The following is a 26,703-nucleotide window of genomic DNA, read 5'->3' as shown; positions in this document are numbered from 1 at the left end:
TCCGCGGATTGTCATTAGTGTCGATTCCCCGGGATGGTCAGGCTGCCTGGCGGCACTCGGGACGCTGGCGGCAGGAAAGTCCTGGTGTCTGGGCCGTATAGATTTCGTGGGTGCCAAATTTAATTGGCCTTATAGACATATAAAGTCAATATTGGTAGTTAGCCATACAGTTGCCTTTGCACTTAATACGCAACCGGCATTTTTAAACCTTTGATGGCCCGCTCTCCGACGCGGTATGTCAAACTACATAGTACGAACTCGATTCAAACATGACGGCAAGCCAACTAACTCTTCATATTGCCAATGAGCTCGCCGCGCTTATCCAAGCGGATGAAATTGCGGCGAACTCTCATCTGAGCACTCAGAAACTGGCCGATCGTTTTCAGGTCTCCCGTTCACCGATTCGGGAAGCCCTCGAAACATTGGAAAAGCGGGGAATCCTGGAACGCCGCGCCAATAGAGGGTTTTTCGTAAGGGAAGTTCCGACAATTGGCCGGCAACACTTAGATGTTCCCCAGCCACCGGATGCATCTAGCCTATATTATCAGCTTGCCGAGTGCTGGATTCGCGATGAAATTCCCGGAGAAGTCACAGAGCAATGGTTACGTGACCGTTATGGGCTAACCAAAGTTCAGGTTAACGACATTCTCAATCGGGCAACCGAGGAAGGGTGGGCTGAGCGCAAGCAGGGATATGGATGGCGATTTCTCTATGTAGTGAAGACGCCGGAGGCCCTCGAACAACTTTATCGTTTCCGTTCTGTAATAGAACCAGCAGGTTTTCTTGAGCCAACCTTTTATCTGCAATCCGACTTGATGAGAACGCAAAAGCGTGTCCAGGAGAGCATGCTGGCCGGTGATATAGAACGCTGGCCGGCCGAAAGGCTTCTTCGGGTTGGAACGGATTTTCATGAAGCATTAGCATTGTGCTCGGGAAACGCTATTTTTCACCAGGCTTTGGTCCGCGCTAATCGTATGCGTCGCCTGTTGGAGTATCGTTCTATGCTGGATCGCAGTCGACTGTATCTACAATGCCAAGAGCACCTCCAGATTCTTGACCTACTTGAGCGAGGAGAGAACATCGAAGCCGCGTCCCTTATGCGGCGCCACTTGAGCGGAGCGCTCGCCAAAAAATCACCGGTGTATCAACAGTTGTTGGGTGCGGCGCCCGGAGAAAAAGCGCTGACTGCAACATCTGCCGAAGAGTAAGGGGCTTCCCCAAATTTCTATACATACCACCCCGACGTCAATATGTTACTGGAACTTGGATAGGTACGTCTCAAGGCGAACTGTGTTAATCGTGTGCCATAGAGGAAGGGCTCTTAGAGTCATGACGAACAGAGGAATTTGAATTACTTGTCTCCTGGACTGGGAAAAAGAGAAGAATTAGCCTCCCGCGTGGCGGCAATCCAACCGAGCCCAGAGCGTGTCTCTGTGATAGGGATGTACTCGCAGCCGACAACACCGGCATAACCCACTTGGTCAAGCGCACGGTAAACACTCGGAAACTCTATATGGCCAGTTCCAGGTTCGTGACGTCCTGGATGATCAGCGATATGCACGTGAGCGAGCAACCCACCGTAATGACGAATGGCGGCAACCGGGTCCAGGCCAGAATTGACACAGTGAAAAATATCGAGCAGCAGGCGTATATTACTGAGTCCGGCGTCAGTGATCGCGCGCGCAGCAATCGCAGGATGGTCCACATAATAGCCGCTGAGTGTACCCGCCCCGATGGGCTCAATTAGGATGGTAATTCCACGCCGGGCAGCAGCCTCGGCAGCAAGCTGCAGGTTGCTGATATAAGTTGACCAAAGTACTCTGGGTGCAATTCCGGAGGGCTTGAGTCCAGCCATAACATGTACCATCCGACAGCCGATTGCTTCAGCATAGTCGAGGCCACGATTGATGCTGTCTGAAAACTCAGCGAGCCTGTTGGGTAAGATTGCAAGTCCTTTTTCTCCCTTTAGGGTATCACCAGCAGGCAGCGCGATCTGGGTGAAGGAAAGACCAGCATGGGATAGTTCTCGCGCCATCTCATCAGCAGATATTGAGTAGGGGTGAGGATGTTCAACGGCGGCAAATCCGGCCTCTGCCGCAGCTGCAACACGATTGGACAGTGGTAGTTCGCCAAACAAGTAGCCAAGGTGGGCGCTAAAGTGCCTGGTCCGAAGGATACTCGTTACCGGCTGTGACACGGACGAATACATGTATTTATACCCCTCTACTCCACTAAATTAGCAATGGTCAACGTGGCTCGTTACAAAATAAAAGCTGGGACTGATGATTCCTGTGACAACGTCTCCAAGTAAAATGGTGTTGCATCCAAAACTGAGGCAATACGCCAAATGTACGTATACCTTACTTGGATTTCTAGCATATAAAAACCATTATGTGATTTAAGTTAATCTATGGGGCACATTCTATTTTCAAATGCGACACGTACAAACCCCTCTTTGTTTTCAGGAGGATGGAATGTCCCGCAGGCGGATGGCTATTGGCATGTGACCGCGCAAAGTCTTTACGAACGACGATGGCGCTCATACCGCAAGCTGCATCGGCACCCACAGCTGCGTCGTGACGTCATTGATCGTTTGCAGGCCGGCTGGTCTCCGAAACAGATTGCCGGCCGCCTGAAGAGAGAGCCCGATGCTCAACACCGGCTCTGCCACGAGACAATCTACCGGTATGTCTATTCCGAAGATGGTCAATCTGAGGAGCTTGCCCGCCACCTGCCCGATCGCCGCCGCAGACGCAAGCCACGCTATGCACGAAGGCCAAGAGGTCTTGTTTTTCCTGACTTTATGGCCATTCGCCATCGTCCGGAACAAGTCAATGATCGCAGGCAATTCGGCCACCGGGAGGAGATTTGATGATCTTTCGCAAGGAGTATGGCAACGCGAACATTGCCACGCTGCTGGAACGCAAGAGCCGCTACACCGTCCTGTTTCGCAACAATGACCGGCAATCGAAACCCATCATGGGACATCTGATCAATGAACTGTCAGCACTGCCGCATTCGGCAAGACAGAGCATCACCTTCGACCGCGGCTTTGAGTTCGTGTCCTGGCGCGATCTGGAGGCGGGAATGGGGACGAAGGCATGATTCTGCAATCCGCAAGCACCCTGGCAGAAAGGCTCTGTCGAGAATATGAATAAAAGGGTGCGCCGCTACCTGCCGCGTGACACCGATCTCTTGTCCCTTCCCCATCAATCAGTGCGATCAATCTGCGAGCGCTTGAACGCAACTCCGCGAAAGTGTCTCAACTACAGGACCCCGACGAAGTTTTCCGGGAGCAACTGGTTGAATGGGTAGCGTTGCCAGAATAACCTGCCCTAATCCCGCCGTTGCATTTGAAATAGAACCCACAATGAGTCGATCGTTGAAGGAGATACTAACATCAGCCGTTTTATTTATTTCACGATATCAGGAACCGCGGCTACATAGGCAGTCGTTCCAATCTGGAGCGCCTGTTGAAGGTGTGGCGTGAAGCCGAAAACATCCAACCCGACGACCCGTCTCCAGATGTGCATGTTTCAAAACCTGTCCGCGATCCTGATAACGGCCATGTGATCTCGTCTGTGGTGGCCGCAGCTTTGTGCATAAAACCGCGCGGCCTGCTGACAGATATTCAGACCGGAAAGGTCAATGCTTTGAAGCAGGGCTCGACAGCGTTCGCCACAATGCGTGACTTGGCCATGCGCTTCAACGGCATCTTGCGACAACAATCCGCAATCCGCTCAAAATTGACGTCATCATCCAGTTCGCGGGCGAGGAACAGCGCACCCACGTGTCAATCCAGCGCTTGAAGTAGCGCGGATGGGCGGAGCAAGACGGTCCCGCGTTCATCGGGCGCGAGCGCTCCGTCAGGACCTCGGCGAGACCCGACAGAAAGCCCGCTGACGGCACCCTTAACTGGCGACATACTGTCGCCAGTTATGCTGCTCCTTGAAGCCCAGCACTTCCCTGATCTTGCGGTTAGATATAGGCGCTTCCCACTCGGTTGGTTGCCGGGTGAAAGGGGTGTTCGGTGCCCACCGGCGCAGAAAATCGGCTGTGGGTTCGAGCGCCGTGATCTGGTCGTTGATGGCATTGAATATCTGAAAACCCAACCCGTCCTTGCGAATGCAAAGGTCGACGATCTGCCCCAGATCGCGCGCGTCGATATAGCTCCAGGCATTTCGTTTTCGGGACAAGGGGTCGGCCAGGAACGCCGGGAAGCGATCATACTCATTCGGCTCTATGACGTTGCCGATGCGCAGCACGTAAATGTCCGCGCCACTGCGCATGGCAAATGCACGTGCGGTTTTTTCATTGACCACTTTGGAAAGACCATAGCTATCCATCGGGTCAACATCATAATCTTCTTCCAACGGGAATGACTTGAAGTCCTGGTCACCTTCGGCGAAGCAGACGCCATAAGTGGTTTCACTGGAGGCGATGATGATCTTGCGGATGCCGAGCCTGGTCGCAGCTTCGATAACATTGTAAGTCGAAACCGCATTTGTCTGGAAGGTCACATTGTCGGGTCGTAACAGCAGGCTGGGAATGGCAGCGAAATGCACGACGGCATCGACGGGCGCCGGGCCGCCACCTGCTTCGAGCCCCTTGCCGTCGAAATGCATGGAGAACGCGTTGAAGGTCTGACCGCTATCGGTCAGGTCGGTGATGAGCGTGCGTACGCCGGGATGGGCGAAGGGCACGAGATCGAGATTGAGGACCTGATGACCCTGCTCAAGCAAATAGGGAATGGCGTGGCGGCCAGCCTTGCCGGTGCCACCGGTAAAAACAATGCGTTTGCCTGAAGTCAGCATGATGAAACTCCAAATTCTTATGAAATGATGCGGCGTAGCGGGCCAACCTGTGGGTCCTTGTCAAGCGGCCAAGCTTATGCTCAGACGTCCCACACCGGGCACCAGTCGCCATTGACCAACCGCAAACCCTTGTCGAGCGCCTCGATCTGCACGATTTCCTCGGAGGTCAGCACGACATGCCGTGCTTCGAAATTCGAGACGATCCGGTCCTTCTTGCCTGAGGACGGGATAACGATCAGGCCCTTCGCCATCAAAAAAGCCAAGGCGATTTGCTCGCCGGTCGCATCGTGAGCCTTGCCAATCGACTCGAGGACGGCATCGCCGACAACCGCGCCTCGGGCAAGAGGCGAATACGCAGTGATCGGAATTCCGAGGCCGACGCAATGGCTCACGATCGGACGGTTCTGCATGTAAACGTGGCACTCGACCTGATTGGTGGTGATGGTGCCTTCGCCCAAAATCGTAATCGAGCGGTCAATCAATGCCCTGGTGAAATTCGAAACGCCAATGCGCTTGGCAAGGCCCGCCTGAAGCACCTCGCCCAACTGGCCCACATAGCTTTCGAGCGGATAGCGATCATGCGGCGAGGGCCAGTGCAACAGGAGCAGATCGACCTGATCGGTTTGCAGCTTGTCGAGGCTCTCGCGGACCGAGGGCAGCACCGCGCCAAGGCCGTAATTTTCCGGCTTCACCTTGGTGGTGATGAAAATCTCGCCACGCGGCACGCCGCTGGCCTTGATGCCACGTGCCACGTCCTGCTCGTTGTCATAGCCCTGCGCCGTGTCGATGTGGCGGCAACCCGCCTCCAGTGCCCAGAGCACCCCGTTTGACGCTTCATCACCGGGGCGGTTCCAGGTGCCATAGCCCATTTGCGGAATACCCGCGACGACAGGTTCGGTGCTCATGCTTTACTCCTCGTGCTTGCGTCGGGTCGTCCGGATTAACGGCCGCCGGCGATATTTCGGTTGCGCTGGGCAATGCCGCCCGCGCCATAGGGATATTCCGACATTTCTGGATTGCTCACGGCGGTAAGCAGCGCGATGTCATGGTCGCTCAGCAAAAGTTTGGCTGCGCCGAGATTGTCCTTGAGCTGCTCGGTGGTTCGCGCGCCCAGGATCACTGACGTCACCGCCGGCCGCGCCGCCACCCAAGCCAGGGCCACCTGTGCCATGCTGGCATTATGTACCTTGGCGATATCCTCGACGGCATCGATCACCTCCCAGGTCACCGACTTGGCATTGCGCTTGTCAAACGCCTCCATGCCGCGCGCTGGGTTCTCGCCCAACCGCGTCGCGCCGGTCGGCGTCTGGTCGCGCTTGTACTTGCCTGAGAGCCAGCCTCCGCCGAGGGGTGACCATGGCAACAACCCAATGCCGGCATCAAGTGCAGCCGGTACGATCTCGTGCTCGATGTCGCGTACGAGCAGGTTATACTGCGGCTGCAGCGTGACCGGCGGCTGATAGCCATTGGCCTTGGCCAGCCAGACGGCTTTGGTCAGTTGCCAGCCCAGAAAATTAGAGAATCCATAATAGGCAATCTTACCGTTACGAATTGAATCGTCGAGGAAGCGCAGAGTTTCCTCCAACGGCGTCAACGCGTCGAAGGCGTGCATCTGGTAAAGATCGATGTGCTCGACACCCAGCCGCCTGAGCGAGGCATCCAGCGCCTCGCGTAAATTCTTGCGCGAGAGGCCAAGATGGTTGGGCCCATCGCCCATCGGAAAGCGCCCCTTGGTCGTGATCACCAGATCTCGCAACACACCGGGCTTACTTTTGAGCCAGCGCCCGACGATCTCTTCCGACAGGCCCGCGCTATAGACGTTCGCGGTATCAATAAAATTGCCGCCCGCGGCAACATAATCGTCCAGAAGCCGAAACGATGTCGCCTCGTCCGATTCGGCTCCGAAGGTCATTGTGCCGAGGCAATATGCGGACACGACAGCGCCGCTGTTACCGAGTTTCCGGTATTCCATTGTTACACTCCGTTATGCCTGAAGGCTCGTCGCAAAGCTCGGTCCAAGAATTTGGATACCCGGCGCTACCTGCGAGAGACCGTGAAATCATCTGGGGCGCAGCTGCGAAGCCCACTGCTTTCGATAATGAAGAACCCGGTTCCATCAGGCAAATAGATTATATAGATATCATTGATCTATAAACGCGCATAATCAGGGCATCATGGACCTAAGACAATTGCAATATTTCGTTGCCGCGGCAAAAGCTGAGCATTTTACGCGAGCATCCCGCCAGCTGAACGTCGCACAATCGGCATTGTCGAGTGCGATTAAGTCCCTTGAGGAGGAACTTCGAACACAGCTGTTCGTGCGATCGACACGCAAGGTCCGCCTGACCTTGGCGGGCAAAGCATTTCTGGAAAAAGCTGTCGTCGTACTCGATGCTGCCGAAGATGCGCGGCAGACCGTCCACGACGTGACGCACTCCAATGGCGGCAAGCTCAGTATAGGGACCGTGCAGGGCCTACCGGCTTTCCTCGACCTGCCAGCACTTCTGGCTGAATTTCACGATCTCTATGGGCGGGTTGAAGTTCGTTTGATCCAGGGGGGCGCCGATCACCTGCTTGAGAAGCTTCGGAAAGGCATTATCGATCTTGCTTTCCTTCCCGTCACAGAGCCAACAAGTTCAATCGTCACCACCATGGTCGCCTGCGAAGATCTGGTTCTGATCTGTGCCGTTGACCACCCGGCCGCTGCCTTGAACAACATAACCTTGCCAGCCATCAGCCAGTTTCTTTTTGTCGATTTCCAACCCGATTGGGGCACCCGAAAACTCATTGACGATGCGTTTCACAGTGCCGGTCTGACGCGGAAAACGGCTTTTGAAGTCAGCGACCTGAACACATTGTTCGACCTCGTATCGAGAGGGCTCGGGATTGCTCTCGTGCCGGAATCGGTCGCGCACAGCTATGGCCCGACAATATCGATCCGTAACGTAAGCCAGGTCGAAATATGTTGGGAGGTCATTGTCGCAAGGCTACCCGGTGAATTGCCGGAAGCGGCTCCGACACGGTTCTTGACCCTGTTGGAAACAAAACGCCAGGCGAGCCACGAACGGTAGCTGGATCTCGTGCAGCTTCTTCCGATCGTTGAGATAGTACGGCGCACTCATCAGGACGTGCACGTCGAACGACGAACTGATCCGACACGAAGTCCAGCGACCAACGATCATTGGCAGCAATCGGGATCAACATCGGTGCCCGCGTGCCGATCACTCGCTTGCGCCCACCGCGCTTGCGCACGGTCAGCTTCTCCTCCCGGTAGAGCCGGAAGAGCTTCTTGTGGTTCACAACGTGCCCCTCGCGTCTGAGCAGCACATGAAGGCGGCGATATCCGAAGCGTCGGCGCTCATGCGCCAGCGCCTTCATTCGCTCGCGAAGGTCGCGATCATCGCCGCGCGCGGTTTCGTAACGGATCGTCATGCGGCAGCAGCCCATGGTTTTACACGCCCGCCGTTCGCTCATCCCATGCTGGTTCATCAGATGCACGACAGCTTTCCGCTTGGCTGCGGGCGTCAACACTATAATGAGGATCGTCCCAACTCGGCAATCGGATATAACGTGCCGATTGCCTTGCATAATCCCGATGGCGTCATCAGCCCGCCATTGGCATAAGAGCCGGAAAACTCTAATTCCCGGCGGTCCAAAGGTTGGGTCCCAGAGCACGGGCCTTCTGCCTCGAATACAGGATCGCGCTACGCCAGGGTGCAGGTCTGTTCAAGCTCGATCTGCCACAGGTTCTCGAGGACCAATCAAACGACCTTTCGTCGGCGATGCGCAAGCTGCTCGCAGATCTATTTGCCGATCTACGCCAATTGGAGCAACGTATCGGTGACGTCACACGCGAGATCGAAGCTATAGCCAGTCGAGAGGATGTGGCTCGACGGCTCATGACGATCCCCGGCATCGGAGCATTGGGGGCGACTGCACTCCTTGCAGCGATTGGCAACGGTCGGCAATTCCAAAAAGCCCGCGATCTGGCAGCGTGGCTCGGCCTCGTGCCGCGAGAATATTCGACCGGTGGAAAGCAGAAGCTTCTCGGCATCAGCAAGCGAGGAAACCGCTATGTTCGCAAATTGCTCGTGCACGGCGCTCGATCGTGCTTTTGGCATCTCGATCGAACGAGAGACCGACTGGGAAGCTGGCTCGATGGCCTTCAGGCCCGAATGCATCCCAATAAAGCCGTCGTAGCACTTGCCGCCAAGATGGCCCGGATTGTCTGGGTCGCACTGACCAAGCCTGGAACCCTCTACGAACGCAGGGATCCTACATTCACCTGACGCACCTGGCTCGATTGCAAGGCTCGGGAATAGTGATGACGAAACAGTGGATCAACATGCCGTAAACCCTGGGTAAAAAAATGGGCTATTTTTGCCCGTGTCATTTATTGCGAACGGCATGTGCGGATCTCATCATGGCCTGGCTGCAATCGCAGCCCACTCGCGAGAGGCCGGATACATTTATGCAGCTGGAATCGTCATTTGCGATGTCGCGACCCTTGCACGGACGAGGCGGACCATACATTCTTTCCCAACAGGTCTTTCAAGGCAGCATTATCGAGCATCGCATCCGCAAGAAGCAATTCGCAAATGATAATCGTTCGCCTTTCGAGGTTTTTACGGAGCTCGCAGCAGAATTGTGTCCAAGAATAAAATCGCCTTTAAGCTACTGAAATTTTTGCAACAGATGGGATATTCGGCTTGAGCCCATCCCTGGAAACCGTGGTGAGGTGCTGCGCTTCGAGCTGGTGATAGAACGTGGTCTGTTGGAACAGCCACAAGCATCAGGAAAGGAAGCGCAGCATGAAACATTATGCCGGATTGGACGTCTCGGTAAAGGAGACCTCGATATGCGTCCTGGATGAAACGGGTACGATCTGCCGCGAGATAAAAGTCCCCAGCCACCCGGAAAACCTCGTCCAAGCCTTGATGAATCCCGCGTGGAAATTCGTTCGCATCGGGCTCGAGGCCGGGCCGTTATCGCAATGGTTGTTTAGCGGGATGGTGGAAGCCGGGTTTCCGGCGATCTGCATCGAAACCCGGCATGCGAAGGCAATCCTGAAAGCGCAGGTGAATAAGACGGATCGCAACTATGCGCGCGGCATCGCACAGATGATGCGGGTTAATCTGTTCCGGCCGGTGCATGTCAAGACGCTGGCGAGCCAGCGTCGTCGCGTCCTGCTGACCGCTCGCAAGCTGCTGCAGGAAAAGGCGATCGCCATCGAGAACGACATTCGCGGGCTGTTGCGCAACTTCGGGCTCAAGGTCGCATCGTTGGAACGACAGGGTTCGACGATCGCATCCACGAGCTTGTTGACGATCTGCCCGACCTCAGCGAGATCATGGAGCCTTTGCTGGCGGCACGGCAAAAGCTGCGAGAGACCTTCATGGAACTTCACCGCAAGCTGCTATCGATCGTCCGTGACGACAAGGCCTGCCGACGTCTGATGACGATCCCTGGTATCGGCCCTGTTACCTCGCTTGCTTTCATCAGTACCATTGATATCCCGGCGCGCTTTAGCAACTCCCGCGCCGTCGGGCCGGCGCTGGGATTGACGCCGGTGCTCAACCAATCTGGCGAAAGCCATCGCGTCGGCCGCGTCTCGCTGTGCGGTGATGGCATGGTGCGGGCCCTGCTTTACGAAGCGGCCCAGGTCATGTTGAGCCGCGTGAAGAAATGGTCCTGGCTGAAAGCCTGGGCGATGAACGTCGCCAGGCGGCGCGGACGGCAAAAGGCCATCGTTGCACTCGCACGCCGGCTGGCGGTGATCATGCATCGCATGTGGAGCGATGGTACCGAATTCCGCTGGACAAGGGAGAGCACGCCCGCAGCTGTCTGAACAGACTGATGGGAAGAAGATGATAAAGTTCCGCCTGTCGGTGGAAAGGCGTCCTTCGCGGGACGATGGATGAGGTGAGCTCGCTTGGGTTCTTGTATCGATCGCACCATCGCGATCAGGACGTGCAACAGATTGGACCGCCTCATTCTACTGATCCCATAATGGGAGGGCCAAAGAGCCGATCCCGAAGAGAAGCAAGGGCCCGCGAAAGGCATCAAATGCCGACAGGATGGAAAAGCCCGAAAGCGCTTGACCGCAACACGCCGAATAGAGAAGAACCTGGAAAGGTTCGGCATAAGACATGAGAAACCAAAACACCCAAATTCAATTGTTCTGGACAGTCTGCCCCTCAGCCCCGAATTGGGCACCTAACTGACGAGCGGCCCGCTTCACTTGGTCGCTAACTTCCGAAATTTTCCCTAACGTCATCCGGAACATCGGAGCGGTAATCCCTATTGCTGCAATTACTTGACCGCGGAAATCAAATACCGGAGAGGCAAGACACCGAACTTCGCTGTCGAACTCTCCATCATCAAACGCGATACCAGTTTCTCTGACGTCTTCGATAGCCTTCCTAAGGGTGTCTATGTCGGTCACTGTTTTGGGCGTAATGGAAACCAAGTCGGTCTTTTCGAAGTACTCGTCCAACATCATTGCCGTGAAACCTGACAACATTGCCTTTCCTATTGCCGTTGCATAGGAAGGGCGAGCTGAGCCAACCCTTTCGGCTAGGCGGATCGAGGCCGCAGCGTCCTGTTTGCCGATAATTACAACATCTTTCCCGGCGAGAACCGCAATATGGCTACTCTCGCCGGTATCCAACGCCAGTTGGGTCAAAAACGGACTAGCAACATTTAGGATCTCGATTTCATCAAGGGCACCGGTGGCCAATCCGAAAAGGGTCGAACCTACACGATAGCGTTTACTTTGAGCATCTTGTCTCAGCAGCCCGAGTGTAACCAACGTTTTCGCCAAATGGAACGTCGTACTACTGTGCAGACCAATTTCTTTGCACAAGTCGGCAAGACCCACACCTTCGCGGGCGTGTGCGACGACCTGGAGAATGCTCATGGCTCTATGGAGAGACTGGATTCCTCCACCATCCGAGTTCTTCGTTGTAACCTCTTCTGCTACCGGCAAGACAATCCCTTCTTATTTTCACAAGTCCAATCATATAGTTGAAGTTTGTTACTTTCACCACCGGGCATGATCATCACTCATCATGGGTTGGCGTTGTGACAACCACAAATTTCAAATCATTCATTCCCGTGTTATAGATTGCATGCACAACGCCTGGCGGAATGTGAATTGCCGTCCAAGGTGAAACTACAGTCCGCTCGCCGTCGAGCTCGATGAGGCCCTCTCCTTCGAGAATATAATAGACTTGTTCCTGCACCTTGTGTTTGTGCGGTGCGACATAACCTTTTGGTTGATAGCTCGATATCCTAAAATCAAAAAGTTTGGTATCCGCGTTGGCGGGTGTAACCAGCATTTTTGAGAATGCGCTAAAGTGGGCCGGAGGTTCCTCCCAAAGTACTTCGGCTCCTTTGACGATTGCGGCTTTTCGACTTTCAACAGACATTGACAAAACTCCGGATAAACATTGATCTACATATTGAAAACAACAAGACGCTCTTCCGTCATGTCACGGATTGCATAGTGGGGACCTTCGCGACCAATGCCACTGTCTTTAACACCACCATATGCTAGTTGATCGGTGCGCCAGGTTGAGGTGCCGTTGATGATGACCCCACCGCTGCGGATCGTGCGAATGGCCTGCATGGTCAAGACGTTCGAGCGTGTAAATACTCCGCATTGGAGTCCGTAGCGACCAGCATTGACCATCGCAACCGCGTCGTCGAAGGAATGGTAAGGCACGATACTCATGACTGGGCCAAATACTTCCTCGCAGACCACTTTCATGTCTGGTTTAACATCGGTTAAAACTGTTGGCTCCAGTTGCGCACCATGCCGTTTGCCACCAACCAGCAGTCTTGCACCTGCCTTAATGGCTTCGTTAATCCAACTTTCGACCCGCATCGCCGTTGGCACATCGATAACAGTGCCAACGTCCGTTTCGCTTTCTAGCGGATCGCCGACTTTTAGTTTGCGTATTTCAGCGATGGCTTCTTGAGTGAAATCATCCAAAACATCACGATGGACAAATACGTTTTGGACGGAAATGCAGCTTTGCCCTGCCAGCCGCATAGAATTGCGGGCGCACATTCGCGCCGCAGAACCGACATCAGCGTCTGCATGAACAATTGTCTGGCCGCTTCCTCCCAGCTCAAGTGCCACACGTCTTAGGCCGGTTCTGGCCTTGATTTCAGCGCCTGCACGACTCGATCCGGTAAACGTTATGAAGTCCACGCGGGGGTCGGACACGATTTGCTGTCCTATTTCGCTACCACCGTGGACGAGATTGATCGCGCCAGCAGGAATACCCGCATCGACAAACATTTCAACAAGCATAGTGACAACACCAGCGGCTTGCGGAGGCGCTTTGAGGACCACCGCATTCCCGGCAGCAAAAGCAGGACCAAGCTTATGGCAACTTAGATTAAAAGGCGCATTAAATGGTGTGATCGCTCCCACGACGCCAATGGGATGACGCAACATAAACGCGATTTTCCCTGCCCCCATTTCGCTTCCGTCCAAGGGGACATGCTCGCCTTCGATCCGGATGGCCTCCTGGGCCGAAAGTATTATCGTATCCTGTGATCGACGAACTTCAGCAACCGCATCTTTGATCGCTTTCCCCGTTTCACGTGCCATTAGCCTTCCGACGTCTGATGCCCGTTCTTCAATAAGCACAGCAACGCGGTTGAGTATCGCCGCACGCTTGTAGCCTGGCATGGCCGCCACCGACGGCGCCGCCACTACGGCAGACCCAATTGCGGCATCGGTAATCTTGGCATTTCCCATTGCAACAGAACTGGCGGCTTTGCCGTCAAAGGGGCTGACGATCATGTTTTGGTCAGGGCTATCGATCCATTTGCCTGCCACCAAATGGCGTGCCACATAAACTTTATCGGTCATCTCGGTTACCTCATCGTTCCATCTGTCATTGCTGGAGTCCACGACTCACCAAATAGCGGTTCTGGATGAGCCAGCGGTGGCAGTTGCCAAGTCCCGACTGAGGGAGGTTTGATCATCATATCGACTTCAACGTCGATAACAGTGGGACGATTAGATGCGATCGCCGCTTTCAGAGCGTCGGAAAAATCATCCGATTTTCCGACCTTGACTCCATGAACACCACAACTACGGGCCATGGCGCCAAAATCCGGATTGTACGGCGAACCATTCGGTCCATTGGTAAAACTGGTGCCAATTTCGCGTCCGAACGTACCTCGCTGAAGATCTCGGATAGCACCCCATCCGTAATTGTTCCAGATAACCCAAACGACCGGAATTTCATACTCGACAGCGGTACAAAGAACATGGGGTGTCATCGTAAATCCCCCATCCCCGACAACAGCAACGCACGCTTTTTCAGGTGCCGCAAGCTTTGCTCCCAAGACACCGCTTACGCCGAATCCCATTGCGGAATAGCCCCAAGTGTTTAACATCTGTTGAGGACGGCGTGCCTTCCAAAACTGCATAAACCAATTGTGATGTGCGCCGGAGTCACAAACAAGGATGCCATCTTCCGGCATGAGTTTTTGCACGTCCGCGACAACCCGTTCCGGTCGCATCGGATTTGTGTCGGCGCTAAAGTCCGGTGCAATGAACGTTTCCCACGTCTTTTTCCAACCAGCTATTTCCGCACGCCATGCGTTTGTGCTCATGCGGGTATCGGCTATGCCGCCTCGCTTTTCCAACTCCATTAGTAATTGTCGAAGAAAGGATTGGATGTCCGCCACGATACCAAGACGGGGATCGTAATTGCGACCGATTTCCGCCGGATCGATATCAACCTGGACGACTTGCGTTGGCGGAATATTCCAAGAGTAACCCGGAATCCAAGAACTGGATGAGCGGTCATCAAATCGCGCACCAAGTGACAGCAGAAAGTCGCAACGCCGGCCTGCCTGATTTGCATGATAGGTCCCGTTTCTCCCGATAAAACCGAGCGACAACTCATGGTTCATATCGAGTGTTCCCATGCCATTGGGTGACATAGCCACAGGGATGCCGAGCTTGTTCACAAGCAACGTCAACTCCGCACTGGCCTCGGATAAGGTTACGCCGTGCCCGATGAAAATCAAAGGCTTGACAGCACCCAGGATCAGATCGGCAGCAGCCTCAACTTGCTCCGGCGTCGCTGCCCAGCGTGAAGCGGCACTGTCCAGTCTTGGCTGGGGCAATTCCACATCGTCCTCTTCCTGGAAGACATTGTACGGAACATCGATATTAACGGGTGACGGACGGCCAGACGTCATTAAATGCATGGCTTGCCGCAACGCGGTAGGCAGCATGTCCACGCGGCTCGGTTGAAAGCTGCGCTTTACAAAGGGACGAACAACGGACGGGAAATCAGCCTGGAAGTGGTGATAGGATTCCTGAAACGGCGCACGGTTGAATTGCGAGGTTGGCACATTCGCGGTAATCGCAAGAAAGGTTGATGAGTCCGCCTGCGCGCAAGCAAGTGCCATCGGAAGATTTGCCGAACCGGGACCGCACGATGTTAATGTTGCTACTGGCCGGTGGGCGACTCGAAAGTATGCGTCTGCCATGTGTCCCGCAGTTTGTTCGTGTCGCGGTGAAATCAACTTGATCTTGTCACTACGTTCATAGAGGGCATCCAACATGCCCACGTTTCCGTGTCCGCAAATGCCGAAGACATAAGGGACTTTCTCCTGGATCAGGACATCGGCAATGACGTCTGCGCCTTTGACTTTGGGCATACCCGTTTCCTTCTATAGGTTGTTTGCTGGTAATAGTTGCGGATCGATCCGTTCAGCCTCGAACGGTTTCCCACCCGAACTCACCCAGTCGCGCGATACTGTCCTGGAGCTCCAGATCAGGATTGTCGGAAACGGCAATGATTTCCATGACGATTGGATCTGTCCATTCGACCTCCTCTAGGTCGGCCTTGATGGCAACGTAATCCATCGTCCCATGTCCTATCGGATCATGCATACACACGTTCAGCCCGGTGTCCGAGACGTGAACGATGTCCAGGCGCTTTCCGGCACGGATGATTGCGTCGCGCGGGCGCTCTTTCATAAAGTAGCCATTGGCAAGATCGTAGACGACGCCTACCCGATCGTCGCCGAAGTCGTCTACCATCGTCATCAGACTATCAATGTCGGGGGCAAAAGAGAAAGGCATGTTCTCTACAAGTACACGCGTTCCGACCGATTCAGCCAAGGGAACGAGCGTCTCTAGAGCCTGATTAAAGTAACCGATGACTCGTTCCCGCGGGATAGGCATCAAAGAATTGATCTTGCCGGGGCCGATTACAACACCCGGAACTTCTAGATCACCGGCCAATTCCAGAATTGAACGAATAATATCTGTCGAATACTTCCGCATTTCCGGCGACGCACCGGCAAGGTTGATATCGATATTCGGCTGATTGAACGATCGGATCGCAACCCCGCGATTCTTAATTTCCTGCTTGAGACGACGGCGCGCTCCACCGTCCAGATCATTTGGCCACAAATGACCTGGATACATCATCAATTCAAATGCGGAAAAACCGATTCTGAGAAGGCGATCGATGGCTTCCAATGCACTATAGTTGACAGTGTAGGAATAGGTGTTGGCGACAAAATTGAGCTTAGGCGGTGTGTTCATAGTTTCAGCCGACTTTCCGCGGGGATACCGCATTTGCCTTGGCAAACATTTCGCGCCAGTTACTTTCTGGTTCGTAGCCAAGTTCGTTACGGGCGTGGGTAATATCGAGAACGGAGGCGAAAGGATTTGCTTCATAAACTCCCGGATTTCGGACTTCAGGTACCGTCCCCATCCGATCCTTGATCATCTCGAGAGTAGGACGGTTTGACAGTGTATCGGCAGCAGAGATGAAAAAGATGTCGTGGACTAGATCGCGCTTTGCGAGAACGAGCTCAAATGCCTGGGCCACATCTTTAGGGTCGACATAGGTCCAGATGTGGTAGTTGTTTACATCTGCACCCCTCGCCTCAAGTTCAGGATACTCAGATTCGAAAACAATATGCGTGGGGCGGATCACTCCCACTTGTACTTTGCCACGCTGCGCATAGCGCAAGCAGATCATTTCCGTGATTTCCTTACTCAATCCGTAAAAGTCACCCGGCTTGAGCGGATGGCTTTCGTCGACTGGCAAATATTGGATGCCCCAATTTTCCGGATTGTAGTGAAGACCCGTCGCAGCATCACTGGACGCGACGGCGACCCGCTTGACGCCCGCATTCTCCGCAGCCTGCAGAACGTTCCATGTCCCCTGTACATTCGTGTTGAAAGTTATGTCGGCCGGTGCAGATCGAGGATTGGGAACAGCTGCCAAATGGATCACATAGTCCTGACCGACGAATGCCCGCTCCAGTCCGGCAAAGTCCAAAATACTTGATTCGATAAACTCCACATCGGGGTCCTGCGGCGCACGCAGGTCGATAACAGTAACCTCGGAAACCTTTTTCAAGCGATCAACAACAAACTGTCCCAGACGACCGCTCCCGCCTGTAATCGCTACTTTACCTAAATGCATGCTCTTTGCTCCTCCAGCATTTTGATCGAAGGCACATGTGCGCCACCATCGATGAGAATTCGTCTTCCTTCGGCATCCGATTGATAGATTGCCTGTTCGACAATCAGGTTATTGAAATAATCCGCCACGCGATTTTCAACCGGAGAGCCCGTCATCAAGTGGTCGATGACATGGCGCTGAAGTGCGTAAACACAGTCGCCGCTATAACCCCGGTTCTCCCAGGTATATTGATGCAACCGGAAGGGTCTTCCCATATTGCGCACATATAACTGCCCGTAGCCGTCCAACTTGATTTGTCCGCTCGAGCCTTCAATCAACATCTCTCCCATAGTCAGGCGCGGGTTTTCAGCATCCACGTCAGAGAGACGATTGCCGTCATAAATCCCTGCGGCTCCGCTCGTAAAATCGAACACCACGATCCCGGCATCTTCTCCGGCGATTACCGGGTTAAGGCGCCGCAATCGAGCGGTGACCGCGGCCACTTCCCCGAAAAGAAAGCGAAAGACATCCACCATGTGAATGGCGGTTTCGTGGATAAGAAAACGCGGCATCTTTTGAAAATAGGGTTGCCTGTCGAGATAGGCGTTCGGTCCCTGACCGTCACCGGGACGCATGCGAAAATTGACACTGTATAAATCGCCGACGGCGCCCTGTTCGATCAACTTGGCAGCTTCACGAAACCACGGCTTGAATCGCCAGTTCTCATGCGTCACCGCAAAAGTATTGTTTTTCCTAACCACATCCACCAGTTGCCTGGCCGTGTGAAAGTTTTCCGACAACGGCTTCTGGGTGATGACCGGTATTTTATAACGTGCGGCCATCTCCACGATCGGAAGATGAGTTTCCGGCGGAGACACAATGTCGATCAAATCCGGCTGAACGATCTGGATCATGCTTTCCACGTCGTCAAATATCTTCGAAATACCGTATTTTTTAGCGAACTCAGCGGCACGTTTCGCATTGGTTGAATACACCAAAGCTGCCGGGTGAACCTCCGGAATGCGGGTCCATGCCTCATAATGATACTGACTAAAAAAACCGGTTCCTATGATTGCGAGTTTGATGGTGGACATAACGTTTCCCTGTGCTTCTGCAAACCTAGTTTGTTATTGTAAAATGTCAATTCACATTACCGGATATGTGAGAGAATAATCGAGAGTAAACGTATCAACGTTTAGATCTGTGGCCCCGCTGGCAAAATGCGACGCGGTTGAAACACTGCCTATAACAGGCACCAACGCGTCCTGAGAGGACGCGTAAACGACAATGCACGAAGGCGTCGTGGTATCTTGACCTGCTCGCAATTCACGTTCCGTAGTTGGGATGGCAGTGATATCTAACAGCGCTTCCCATAATTGAACGCGAACGATCAATGATCGGCGTGCGGTAGATGGGAGAATCGAGTTGCACAGCGCGGCTCTAAGGCTGTTTTCGTGCGCCTTTTTAGCCGAGAATCGTAACGTTGCCGCGTAGCCACCAATGGCTTTGCTGCTGTCGAACTCCACTCTGCAGACGGTGCGTGAATTGTTGCGAAAAAACGGCATGCACCGCCGCGTCCATTCTGTGGGGTTGTTTACCCGCTCAAGATAAGCCTCGGATTTGAGGACATCTGGTGAACTGACCTCGTAATTGATAAAAACGGACGGCATTCCATTGTCAGCGCGGTATCTCGTAGCTCGGGTGAATCCTGCAATGCCCACACGCTCGGGGTGGTGCTCGCGGTTATACCAATCGAGAACAGCTTCCTCTTTTCCCGGCACAATGTCATGCCAGATTGCCAATGCTCCAGTGCTCATGATCTGGCGCCCAGGGCGGCCTGGTTGTTGGGTGTGCCTTGAGGATAAACCAATGCGCGCAGATCATGTTGCGGTGAATACCCCAGCCGGTTACGTGCATGCTCCAAATCATAAATCGGGGCAAATGGTTGTTCCTCATAAAGCTTCTGGTCATTTACAATGGGCAAGACAGGGCAAATGCTTTTCAGGCGCTCCAGTGTTGGCTGCGGGTGCAAATGGCTTGGACCGCTGATAAAAAAAGATTCGAACCGAACATCCTTTATTTCAATCGCCAGGCGAAACGCACGTGCTACGTCCCGTGGATCGACATAGTGCCATAGTCTACCTCCGCCCGCAGGCGTCTGGCCGCCAGCAGCAGGCCCCTTATAATTCTCTGGATCGATTGAGCGTGCCCGGATCTCTGCCATCATATCGGGATAGAGGATGAAAACCGGACGCAGGACTACCACCTCAATCGTGCCGCGAAGCGCAAAACTTCGCCCGATATTTTCCCCAATTATTTTGCTTAGCCCATAAGGATCCGTGGCATTTAGATTATGCCGTTCATCTACCGGCACGTAGCTGGGAGTTTGCAGATGCTCATTATTCACCGTAAACCCGATGACGCTGTCGCTCGAACAGAGCACAACACGCCTGACACCTTCCATTTCCGCCGCACGAAGGACATTCCAGACACCGGTCACGTTGACATCCATTATTTCTTCGGGAGTACCCGCCCATATGTTTGCAAGCGCGGCAATATGAATAACCATTTCATGATTGCGCACGGCCGCTCGGATATCGGTTAGCTGGCGCACATCGCCTCGCACAAAGTCTACTGTTTCAGGTCCCGCAATATCGAACCGCGTAACACCGCAATGTGTTTGCAATTCCGCCGCAACATAGGAGCCTAGAAGTCCACATCCCCCCGTTATCAAGACATTTTTTTTCTTCATGACATTCCTCCCGAATAAGCGACCCACTTCAAAATAATGGGTCGCCATTCCGTTACCCAGCAATTAAAATGACGGGAGATCCCCCAAGGGAACGCCGATCCACTTCTGGTGAGAAGCATCGAGTTCACCGCTGAGCTTGGTGTAATAGACGAAGTTATTCAGCCATTGACGCAGATCAAATGCGTCCTTGCGCACACCAATGGAAAATCCTTGCCAGAACAAGGGGAACTTGACTTCCAGATTTGCTCCTGGATTCTGTTTAATGATCATATTAGCAACTGTATCACCGATCGACACGCCATCGACTTGACCAGACAAGGCTGCTTGAATGGCCGTTGCATCATCATCGAAGCGGACAATCTCAAGTCCGTCGAGCTTGAGAGCGGTTAGAGCGACGTCCTGGACACCGCCGCGGGGAACGGCAATCCGCTTGTGCGCCAGAGCGGCGGTATCCTTCATATCGACGTCTTTTTTTCCGATAATCGACATGTTGTATCCCGCGTATGGCATTGTAAACATAACGGATTTTGCTCGTTCTGGCGTCGGCCCCATATGTGCCACAAGGATATCCACGTTACCCGATTGCAACGCAGCGATACGTGAGGCGTTCGTTACTGGTACGATGTCCACCTCAACGCCTAGATACTTTGCAATAAGTTTGGCAACATCCACGTGAAAGCCGTCGTCCTTGCCGTTGCTGTCAACGCCTGTGTACGGTGGAACACCTGTTAACACTCCGATGGATACGCGTCCTTTTTGGACCAGATCATCAACCGTCTGCGCATGGGCAACAGAGCTCGTCAAGAGCAAGCCAATACCCATGCTCGCTAACAACGAACGTTTCACCCAACTCATTAACCTATTCATTTTTTCCTCCCAAGGCCGGTATGGCCGCCGAATGAAATAACAGCAATTAAAAGTTGTCAACCGATAATATGAAATTGCATTGGGCATTAACAAACGATACAGTTGCCACAAGAGGAAGGCAAATGCGAACTGCACGGCGTTTTTACGTCCGCTCAATCGCACGGATAGAACGGGAGGATATCAGTGGCATATCAAATGCAATTTCGGTCTGTGCTCCAGCGCATGCCAGAACTGATGGATGGCGTGATTCTGACTATTCAGCTAGGGTCAACTGCAATCGCGCTAGGGTTGACAGTTGGAGTTGTAGGCGCTGCCGGGCGGAGCTACGGTCCACGATGGCTGGACCGTTGTATCGGCGGCTACGTCGAGGTCATTCGAAACACGCCGCTTCTGGTCCAGTTATTCCTTGTATTCTTTGGATTGCCTCTTCTTGGCTTTCGCGTTTCAGCAAATACCGCAGCGCTGGTTGGCCTGGTTGTCAACCTCGGCGCCTATTCCACGGAAATATTCCGGTCGGGATTTCAGGCAATAGTACCGGCTCAAATTCAGGCGGGAATTGCACTAGCTATGTCACCGTGGCAGATTTTTCGTCATGTCATTTTCTTTCCAGCGCTGAAGATCGTTTATCCCGCCTTGGTGGGACAGGTGACGCTGACCTTCCTCTCTACAAGCATTGTTTCGGCAATCTCTGCAGCTGAATTGACAAGCGTTGCAAACACAATCGAATCGCAGACTTTTCGCAGCCTCGAGACCTACATAATCGTTACCATCATCTATGTCGTGATGACCTTGCTGTTCAGGTTTCTTTGCTGGCTGCTCGCTCAGGTGCTCTTTGGCAGCGTGCGCGACTATCGAATATCACGCCGACTGACGCCGGTCGCGACGGAGGTGGCTCCATGATGCGAACCTTCATGATTACTGATCTATATTTTCTGCTTTATGCCGCAGGATGGACAGTCATTATTACACTGGTAAGTTTCTGCTTTGGTGGCATCCTCGGGTTGGCAATAGCGCTTGCAAAACTGTTCGGCGGGAAAATACCCCGTTTGATTGCCACCGCGTTTGTCGAACTTCTTCAATCTACCCCCGTACTAATGTTGCTTTTTCTCTCTTTTTACGGATTGAATTATCTCGGATTTCGTCTTCCGCCATTCATCGCAGCCGGTGCCGCCCTATCGTTGTTTGCCGGAGCTTTTCTCGGAGAGATCTGGCGAGGATCAATAGAAGCAATCGAAAAATCCCAATGGGAGGCCTCGGAAGCTCTTGCCATGACACGGTTTCAGCAGTGTCGTTACATAATCTTCCCGCAAGCGATCCGGATCGCGCTGGCACCGACGATCGGGTTCCTCGCTCAACTGATCAAGAACACATCGATTGCTGCGCTGATCGGTTTTGTCGAAATTACCCGAGCGGGCCAGATCCTCAACAATATGACGTTCCAACCCTTTTTGATCTTCAGCCTCGTGGCTGTGATCTATTTCGTCATCTGCTATCCGCTTTCTGCATACAGTCAACGCCTAGAGGAGAAACTCAATGCCAGTCGTTCAGCTTAATAATATCGAGAAGTCGTATGGTACACTCAAAGTTCTCGATGGTATTTCACTCTCGGTTGAGTCGCGACAGGTTGTAGCCGTCATCGGGCGTAGCGGATCGGGAAAAAGTACGATGCTACGCTGCATCAATGGGCTTGAACCGATTCAGGCAGGAAGCATTGAAGTCGCAACGCACAAACTACTGCCGGGGAAAAAAGACCTCCGTGAGCTCCGCATGGAGGTCGGAATCGTCTTTCAAAGCTATAACCTCTTCCCTCACCTCACGGTTCAGGAAAACATTACCTTGGCGCCAATCATTGTGAAGAGTATCCCAAAGAAGGAGGCAGAGCAGATAGCTGAAAGCGTATTGCGACAAGTGGGCCTCATAGATAAATTGCATAAGTATGCTCACCAGCTGTCTGGCGGCCAACAGCAGCGTGTCGCAATTGCTCGATCACTGGCTATGCAGCCCAAAGTAATGCTGTTCGATGAAGTAACGTCTGCACTTGATCCGGAATTAACCGGCGAAGTCTTGACGGTGATGAAGCAACTTGCCGAGGATGGCATGACAATGATCCTCGTCACCCATGAGATGGCCTTTGCACGCGAAGTCGCAGATATTACGGTTTTCATGCACAATGGACGAATTTGGGAGTTTGGTCCTTCAAAAGAATTGTTCGAAAATCCGAAAACCGACGAATTGAAATTGTTTGTGGCCGCCTCGCGCTAACATTGAGCTCAAGAGATCCGTCCGAGCAACCGCATAAGCGCCACGACGCCTCCGACTTTGAGACGAAGACGCAGGACAAGACCGGTAAGTAACGGAGCGCGCCCGACATGGCCAAACACCCGAGCTTTCTGCCCGGCGCGCGGGCACGGGCATCCAGTACACCATCCGCCGGGCCAATCCAAATAGAGCAACACCGACCAACGCCGCGCTTCGCGACCAGCCGTGCGCGGTATAGCAGTGGGAGGTAGCTTGGCATTTTCCGGATAACTTCAACAGCCTGCTACATTGCAAACGCGAAGAGATTCTGGAATGGGTCCGGCGTGTCATTATCTCCGGATCAACTGATTATCGGCGTTTCCAAGGCTTGCCTGTTCAGGGTCAGGTTGTGGAAATCAAACTCGCACTGAACCGGTGGCAGTGCAGGCACCGGAAATGCGGGCGACGAACCTTCACCGACAGGTTGCCCGAGATTGCTTCACCCTATATGCGACGAACGGATGGCCGAGATTGTACGCCTGATTGGCCACAAGATGGGCGGTCGCCCGGGTGAATACTTGATGCATCGGCTCGGCATGCCGGTCAGTGACGACACGATTTTGCGGCAATTGAAGCGCAATAATCCGGCGTTCATACAAAAAGACAATATTCGGGTTGTGGGCATTGATGATTGGAGCTGGCGGCATTCCTCGCCGTACGCCACGATCATGGTCGATCTTGAGCGTCAATCGGTCGTCAATGTTCTGGACGACCGCAGCGTTGAGAGTGCAAAAGCATGGTTGCAAGAACGTCCGACGATCGAAGTTGTCAGCCGAGATCGTTGTGGACTGTACGCCCAGCCAGCCCGGGAGGGCGCACCGCAGGCCCGTCAGGAAATATTTGCCACGCTTCAAGCTTTGCGCCAGCAGGGCCTCCCCTACAGCGAGATTACAAGGCGGACCGGATACGAGCGCCGCAGCATCGCGAATTGGCTCACCTCTACCGCACCTCGAGACAGAAACCGGGCAGCATTGAATCCGACATCGCCGTTGTATTTTGAAGCTTTTCTGGCTGAATGCCGGAAGAATGGAAACCTTATTGGGCGCCATCTGTTTCACGATATCAGGAACCGCGGCTACACGGGCAGTCATTCCAATCTGGAGCGCCTGTTGAAGGTGTGGTGTGAAGTCGAAAACATCCAACCCGACGACCCGCCTCCAGATGAGCATGTTTCAAAACCCGTCCGCGATCCTGATACCGGCCATGTGATCTCATCTGTGGTAGCCGCTGCTTTGTGCATAAAACTGGGGCCTGCTGACAGATCTTTAGACCAAAAAGGTCAATGCTTTGAAGCAGGGCTCGACAGTGTTCGCCATAAATGCGTGCCTTGGCCATGCGCTTCAACGGCATCTTGCGCAGCAGGAATTCGGAGGCACTGGATAAATGGATCGACGATGCCATTGACACCGAACTCACGGCGATCATGCGTTTCGCCAGCGTGTTGCGCCGGGATACTGATGCCGTCAAAAATGCAATCGAACTCCCTTGGAGCAACGGTCAAGCCGAAGGGCAGATCAACCGCCTCAAGATGCTGAAGCGAGCAATGTACGGTCGCGCTGGCCCAGAACTGATGAGGGCAAGAATGCTGCCCCTGAATCACAGAAATTGAGGATGAACCACACAAAGTGAGGAAGATCCAATAAAAATGGAAAGCAGCTGCCTACACCAGGCCGCGAACGTCCGCCGCGCGCCACGATTGCCGATTCGCCTTTGGCTTCAGGGCCTGCTCACGAAGCCGCGCGGTACGCGAAGGGCACGAAATCCCATTTATGAGTATCGGCTGTAACGGCCCAGATGTAGACCCGTCGCAATAGGAGACGGCCGAGGCTGCGCGAGCGGCCTTTATCTCAGCCGCGAAAGACTCTAATAAGTTCAGGTTATTTATCATCAAGTCGCCGGAACTCGTAAATGGCACCTGATGATAGAGAGATGCTTTGCGCTCCCACGACCCGTGCGCAGGCCTCCCTCAGCGCCGGCGCATGGATGAAGCGGCAGTGGACATGCCGCCGTTCCTCGTAAGTGACATCGGGCGTGGCCAAAAGCGTCGGAAATCGGATTTTGCGACCTGTTTCTGGGAGAATCACATTTTGTCCATTGCCAATTTCTATTAATTAGGTAAGTTTCCTAATAATAGAAATTAAGGGAATGCGCATTCATGCTGGTGGGAATCGATATCGGAGGAACGAAGACGCAATTGATGACAGCCAATACTCTGGCTGTCTCCGATATATCGATGCCGACGTCCGAATGGCGAGGGCGGCAGAACGTCAAAGCTGGGGCCGCCACGCTCGTTACAGTATTGATGAAAATGACAGCGGGCAAACCACCCGAAGTTCTGGTTGTGGGTTCGCATGGCTGCGATACCGACGAGGAATGCGGGGCTTTCCAGCAGCGGCTTGCGCAGCTTTTGCCGGCAACCGTCATATTGGTCCTCAACGATTCGGAACTGCTACTGCCCGCAGCTGGCAAGGATGTCGGCATCTCGGTGATCTGCGGGACAGGCTCTATCGCCGTTGCACGGAGCCATGACAGGCGGATGATCGCTGCCGGTGGTTGGGGATGGTATCTCGGCGACGAAGGCAGCGCAGCCGGTCTGGTACGAGAGGCCGCCCGTGCGGTGCGCAGGTCGCTCGATGCAGGCAAACCTATGGAGCAGCTTGGCCGCAGCCTGCTTCAGGCACTTGGCATCGACGATCCGGTTGAACTCGGACGCGCGCTGGGCGATCAGGGAAGTGCCGCCAAGATCGGCAGTTTCGTGCCCCTGGTCTTTCAGGCCGCCGATGCCGGGTCACCACTCGCCCTCGATGTCATAGCGCAGGGCGGCAACGCACTCGTGGCATTGGTTTCGCGCCTGATCAATCGCGGCGCGCCTGGAAAGGACATCGTCACAGGTGGCGGCGTCATAACGCGCCAGCCCCGTCTTTTCGAAGCGTTCCAGTCGGCACTCGCAACTGTTGCGCCAGATTGGACCTTGACGCTTCTCCGCGAACCGCCAGTGATCGGCGCTTTGGCGCTCGCGCGGCAGTTGCAGGCAGGAGAGCGCCCGGCACACCTGCCACTTCCCCATATTGCCGGCAATATCTCGAACGAAGGCGACTGGAGGGCAGCATGAGTGAACAAAGCATCGTTCCCGCGCGCAACTGGGGCCAATGGGTGATCGCCGTTGTCCTGATCGTGATTGTTGGTTTTCTACTGGCCATGGTCATCATGAGCCGCCACATCACATGGTCGGCAATCCCGCACTATCTCTTCGACGAGACCATCCTCGAAGGGATCAAGCTCACCATCCTTTTCACAGTGCTTTCCATGCTGATCAGCATCATTGCCGGGGCGATGCTGGCGATGATGCGTCTCTCTCCGAATCTGATCGTCAGCGGCTTCGCCAGCCTCTACATCTGGTTCTTCCGCGGTACGCCGCTGCTCGTTCAGATCATCTTCTGGTTTAATATTCAGCTCTTCATCCCCAGTATCGATATCGGCTCGATCCATTTCGACACGAACTCGATCA

General features: G+C 53.9%; 23 protein-coding genes and 5 pseudogenes. 13 read left to right on the top strand and 15 right to left on the bottom strand.

Features of this window, described 5'->3' with window-relative positions:
• Positions 1–269 precede the first annotated feature (269 nt).
• The gene (locus tag ABKW30_RS23550; RefSeq protein WP_348601377.1) at positions 270–1,208 is read left to right on the top strand and encodes a GntR family transcriptional regulator; all 939 of its coding nucleotides are present in this window, start codon (positions 270–272) and stop codon (positions 1,206–1,208) included.
• Between the two features lie 143 nt (positions 1,209–1,351).
• On the opposite strand, the gene ABKW30_RS23545 is transcribed toward ABKW30_RS23550, so the two are convergent.
• Positions 1,352–2,209 carry a TIM barrel protein gene (locus tag ABKW30_RS23545; protein ID WP_348601376.1) on the bottom strand — a complete coding sequence of 286 codons (858 nt, stop codon included), beginning with the start codon at positions 2,207–2,209 and terminating at the stop codon, positions 1,352–1,354.
• A gap of 294 nt (positions 2,210–2,503) precedes the next feature.
• Between ABKW30_RS23545 and ABKW30_RS23540 the strand changes: the two genes are divergently transcribed.
• The 3 genes and pseudogenes from ABKW30_RS23540 to ABKW30_RS23530 form a co-directional block, all read left to right on the top strand.
• Positions 2,504–2,872: an IS30 family transposase gene (locus ABKW30_RS23540; RefSeq protein WP_348601375.1), complete on the top strand. Its 369-nt coding sequence runs from the start codon at positions 2,504–2,506 to the stop codon at positions 2,870–2,872.
• On the top strand, positions 2,872–3,105 hold the full coding sequence (locus tag ABKW30_RS23535; RefSeq protein ID WP_348601374.1) for a hypothetical protein: 234 nt from the start codon (positions 2,872–2,874) through the stop codon (positions 3,103–3,105). The genes ABKW30_RS23540 and ABKW30_RS23535 overlap by 1 nt, the downstream gene beginning before the upstream one ends.
• A gap of 305 nt (positions 3,106–3,410) precedes the next feature.
• Positions 3,411–3,722 (top strand): annotated as a pseudogene (locus ABKW30_RS23530) (ISL3 family transposase); the annotation flags it as partial.
• A gap of 189 nt (positions 3,723–3,911) precedes the next feature.
• Here ABKW30_RS23530 and ABKW30_RS23525 read toward each other — a convergent pair.
• The 3 genes from ABKW30_RS23525 to ABKW30_RS23515 form a co-directional block, all read right to left on the bottom strand.
• Entirely contained in the window at positions 3,912–4,814 is a 903-nt protein-coding gene (locus ABKW30_RS23525) for an NAD(P)-dependent oxidoreductase (protein ID WP_348601373.1), read from the bottom strand.
• Between the two features lie 80 nt (positions 4,815–4,894).
• Entirely contained in the window at positions 4,895–5,719 is an 825-nt protein-coding gene (locus ABKW30_RS23520; protein WP_348601372.1) for an aldo/keto reductase, read from the bottom strand.
• A 35-nt stretch (positions 5,720–5,754) separates the two neighbouring features.
• Positions 5,755–6,786 (bottom strand): aldo/keto reductase, encoded by a 1,032-nt coding sequence (locus tag ABKW30_RS23515; RefSeq protein ID WP_348601371.1) that lies wholly within the window; start codon positions 6,784–6,786, stop codon positions 5,755–5,757.
• 202 nt (positions 6,787–6,988) lie between these two features.
• On the opposite strand from ABKW30_RS23515, the gene ABKW30_RS23510 reads away from it, so the two are divergent.
• Entirely contained in the window at positions 6,989–7,885 is an 897-nt protein-coding gene (locus tag ABKW30_RS23510) for a LysR family transcriptional regulator (protein ID WP_348601370.1), read from the top strand.
• A gap of 76 nt (positions 7,886–7,961) precedes the next feature.
• Here the strand turns inward: ABKW30_RS23510 and ABKW30_RS23505 are convergent.
• A pseudogene (locus tag ABKW30_RS23505) lies at positions 7,962–8,345 on the bottom strand (IS3 family transposase); the annotation flags it as partial.
• Positions 8,346–8,488: 143 nt separating this feature from the next.
• Between ABKW30_RS23505 and ABKW30_RS23500 the strand changes: the two are divergent.
• Together ABKW30_RS23500 and ABKW30_RS23495 are read left to right on the top strand one after the other, a co-directional pair.
• Positions 8,489–9,103: pseudogene (locus tag ABKW30_RS23500) on the top strand (IS110 family transposase); the annotation flags it as partial.
• Between the two features lie 522 nt (positions 9,104–9,625).
• A pseudogene (locus tag ABKW30_RS23495) lies at positions 9,626–10,662 on the top strand (IS110 family transposase).
• A gap of 324 nt (positions 10,663–10,986) precedes the next feature.
• On the opposite strand, the gene ABKW30_RS23490 reads toward ABKW30_RS23495, so the two are convergent.
• From ABKW30_RS23490 to ABKW30_RS23445, 10 genes are all read right to left on the bottom strand, one after another.
• Positions 10,987–11,802, bottom strand: a complete 816-nt coding sequence (locus ABKW30_RS23490; protein WP_348601369.1) for an IclR family transcriptional regulator — start codon at positions 11,800–11,802, stop codon at positions 10,987–10,989.
• Positions 11,803–11,875: 73 nt separating this feature from the next.
• Entirely contained in the window at positions 11,876–12,244 is a 369-nt protein-coding gene (locus tag ABKW30_RS23485; protein ID WP_348601368.1) for a cupin domain-containing protein, read from the bottom strand.
• A gap of 26 nt (positions 12,245–12,270) precedes the next feature.
• A complete protein-coding gene (locus ABKW30_RS23480; protein WP_348601367.1) occupies positions 12,271–13,701 on the bottom strand; it encodes an aldehyde dehydrogenase family protein in 1,431 nt (476 codons plus the stop codon).
• A gap of 5 nt (positions 13,702–13,706) precedes the next feature.
• Entirely contained in the window at positions 13,707–15,512 is a 1,806-nt protein-coding gene (locus tag ABKW30_RS23475; RefSeq protein ID WP_348601366.1) for a thiamine pyrophosphate-binding protein, read from the bottom strand.
• Positions 15,513–15,564: 52 nt separating this feature from the next.
• On the bottom strand, positions 15,565–16,407 hold the full coding sequence (locus tag ABKW30_RS23470) for a sugar phosphate isomerase/epimerase family protein (protein WP_348601365.1): 843 nt from the start codon (positions 16,405–16,407) through the stop codon (positions 15,565–15,567).
• A gap of 4 nt (positions 16,408–16,411) precedes the next feature.
• On the bottom strand, positions 16,412–17,299 hold the full coding sequence (locus ABKW30_RS23465) for an NAD(P)-dependent oxidoreductase (RefSeq protein WP_348601364.1): 888 nt from the start codon (positions 17,297–17,299) through the stop codon (positions 16,412–16,414).
• Complete coding sequence (locus ABKW30_RS23460) at positions 17,290–18,372, bottom strand: Gfo/Idh/MocA family oxidoreductase (protein ID WP_348601363.1); 1,083 nt, start codon at positions 18,370–18,372, stop codon at positions 17,290–17,292. The genes ABKW30_RS23465 and ABKW30_RS23460 overlap by 10 nt, the downstream gene beginning before the upstream one ends.
• 51 nt (positions 18,373–18,423) lie before the next feature.
• On the bottom strand, positions 18,424–19,095 hold the full coding sequence (locus tag ABKW30_RS23455; RefSeq protein WP_348601362.1) for a hypothetical protein: 672 nt from the start codon (positions 19,093–19,095) through the stop codon (positions 18,424–18,426).
• A complete protein-coding gene (locus tag ABKW30_RS23450; RefSeq protein WP_348601361.1) occupies positions 19,092–20,030 on the bottom strand; it encodes an NAD(P)-dependent oxidoreductase in 939 nt (312 codons plus the stop codon). The genes ABKW30_RS23455 and ABKW30_RS23450 overlap by 4 nt, the downstream gene beginning before the upstream one ends.
• Before the next feature lie 63 nt (positions 20,031–20,093).
• Positions 20,094–20,897, bottom strand: a complete 804-nt coding sequence (locus ABKW30_RS23445; RefSeq protein WP_348601360.1) for a transporter substrate-binding domain-containing protein — start codon at positions 20,895–20,897, stop codon at positions 20,094–20,096.
• 183 nt (positions 20,898–21,080) lie between these two features.
• Here ABKW30_RS23445 and ABKW30_RS23440 point away from each other — a divergent pair, with 183 nt between their 5' ends.
• The 6 genes and pseudogenes from ABKW30_RS23440 to ABKW30_RS23415 form a co-directional block, all read left to right on the top strand.
• Entirely contained in the window at positions 21,081–21,797 is a 717-nt protein-coding gene (locus ABKW30_RS23440; RefSeq protein WP_348601359.1) for an amino acid ABC transporter permease, read from the top strand.
• On the top strand, positions 21,797–22,450 hold the full coding sequence (locus tag ABKW30_RS23435; RefSeq protein WP_348601549.1) for an amino acid ABC transporter permease: 654 nt from the start codon (positions 21,797–21,799) through the stop codon (positions 22,448–22,450). The genes ABKW30_RS23440 and ABKW30_RS23435 overlap by 1 nt, the downstream gene beginning before the upstream one ends.
• Positions 22,431–23,159: an amino acid ABC transporter ATP-binding protein gene (locus ABKW30_RS23430; protein ID WP_348601358.1), complete on the top strand. Its 729-nt coding sequence runs from the start codon at positions 22,431–22,433 to the stop codon at positions 23,157–23,159. The genes ABKW30_RS23435 and ABKW30_RS23430 overlap by 20 nt, the downstream gene beginning before the upstream one ends.
• Positions 23,160–23,460: 301 nt before the next feature.
• Positions 23,461–24,804, top strand: a pseudogene (locus tag ABKW30_RS23425) (ISL3 family transposase).
• A gap of 546 nt (positions 24,805–25,350) precedes the next feature.
• Positions 25,351–26,307 (top strand): BadF/BadG/BcrA/BcrD ATPase family protein, encoded by a 957-nt coding sequence (locus tag ABKW30_RS23420; protein WP_348601356.1) that lies wholly within the window; start codon positions 25,351–25,353, stop codon positions 26,305–26,307.
• Positions 26,304–26,703, top strand: a 400-nt coding sequence (locus ABKW30_RS23415; RefSeq protein WP_348601355.1) for an ABC transporter permease subunit, incomplete at its 3' end; no start/stop codon positions are given. The genes ABKW30_RS23420 and ABKW30_RS23415, both read left to right, overlap by 4 nt.

Source organism: Phyllobacterium sp. SB3 (genome assembly GCF_040009165.1).
Classification (GTDB): Bacteria; Pseudomonadota; Alphaproteobacteria; order Rhizobiales; family Rhizobiaceae; genus Phyllobacterium.
The sequence above is the reverse complement of the archived record's forward strand: the minus strand, read 5'-3'. Positions and strand labels throughout refer to the sequence as shown.

Bases quoted from the DNA above. Each gene is read 5' to 3' on its own strand.
- ABKW30_RS23520 (WP_348601372.1), bottom strand. From the start codon at position 5,719: ATGAGCACCGAACCTGTCGTCGCGGGTATTCCGCAAATGGGCTATGGC.
- ABKW30_RS23460 (WP_348601363.1), bottom strand. From the start codon at position 18,372: ATGTCCACCATCAAACTCGCAATCATAGGAACCGGTTTTTTTAGTCAG.
- ABKW30_RS23525 (WP_348601373.1), bottom strand. From the start codon at position 4,814: ATGCTGACTTCAGGCAAACGCATTGTTTTTACCGGTGGCACCGGCAAG.
- ABKW30_RS23535 (WP_348601374.1), top strand. From the start codon at position 2,872: ATGATCTTTCGCAAGGAGTATGGCAACGCGAACATTGCCACGCTGCTG.
- ABKW30_RS23515 (WP_348601371.1), bottom strand. From the start codon at position 6,786: ATGGAATACCGGAAACTCGGTAACAGCGGCGCTGTCGTGTCCGCATAT.
- ABKW30_RS23455 (WP_348601362.1), bottom strand. From the start codon at position 19,095: ATGAGCACTGGAGCATTGGCAATCTGGCATGACATTGTGCCGGGAAAA.
- ABKW30_RS23550 (WP_348601377.1), top strand. From the start codon at position 270: ATGACGGCAAGCCAACTAACTCTTCATATTGCCAATGAGCTCGCCGCG.
- ABKW30_RS23465 (WP_348601364.1), bottom strand. From the start codon at position 17,299: ATGCATTTAGGTAAAGTAGCGATTACAGGCGGGAGCGGTCGTCTGGGA.
- ABKW30_RS23545 (WP_348601376.1), bottom strand. From the start codon at position 2,209: ATGTATTCGTCCGTGTCACAGCCGGTAACGAGTATCCTTCGGACCAGG.
- ABKW30_RS23510 (WP_348601370.1), top strand. From the start codon at position 6,989: ATGGACCTAAGACAATTGCAATATTTCGTTGCCGCGGCAAAAGCTGAG.
- ABKW30_RS23435 (WP_348601549.1), top strand. From the start codon at position 21,797: ATGCGAACCTTCATGATTACTGATCTATATTTTCTGCTTTATGCCGCA.
- ABKW30_RS23485 (WP_348601368.1), bottom strand. From the start codon at position 12,244: ATGTCTGTTGAAAGTCGAAAAGCCGCAATCGTCAAAGGAGCCGAAGTA.
- ABKW30_RS23480 (WP_348601367.1), bottom strand. From the start codon at position 13,701: ATGACCGATAAAGTTTATGTGGCACGCCATTTGGTGGCAGGCAAATGG.
- ABKW30_RS23445 (WP_348601360.1), bottom strand. From the start codon at position 20,897: ATGAATAGGTTAATGAGTTGGGTGAAACGTTCGTTGTTAGCGAGCATG.
- ABKW30_RS23450 (WP_348601361.1), bottom strand. From the start codon at position 20,030: ATGAAGAAAAAAAATGTCTTGATAACGGGGGGATGTGGACTTCTAGGC.
- ABKW30_RS23420 (WP_348601356.1), top strand. From the start codon at position 25,351: ATGCTGGTGGGAATCGATATCGGAGGAACGAAGACGCAATTGATGACA.
- ABKW30_RS23475 (WP_348601366.1), bottom strand. From the start codon at position 15,512: ATGCCCAAAGTCAAAGGCGCAGACGTCATTGCCGATGTCCTGATCCAG.
- ABKW30_RS23470 (WP_348601365.1), bottom strand. From the start codon at position 16,407: ATGAACACACCGCCTAAGCTCAATTTTGTCGCCAACACCTATTCCTAC.
- ABKW30_RS23430 (WP_348601358.1), top strand. From the start codon at position 22,431: ATGCCAGTCGTTCAGCTTAATAATATCGAGAAGTCGTATGGTACACTC.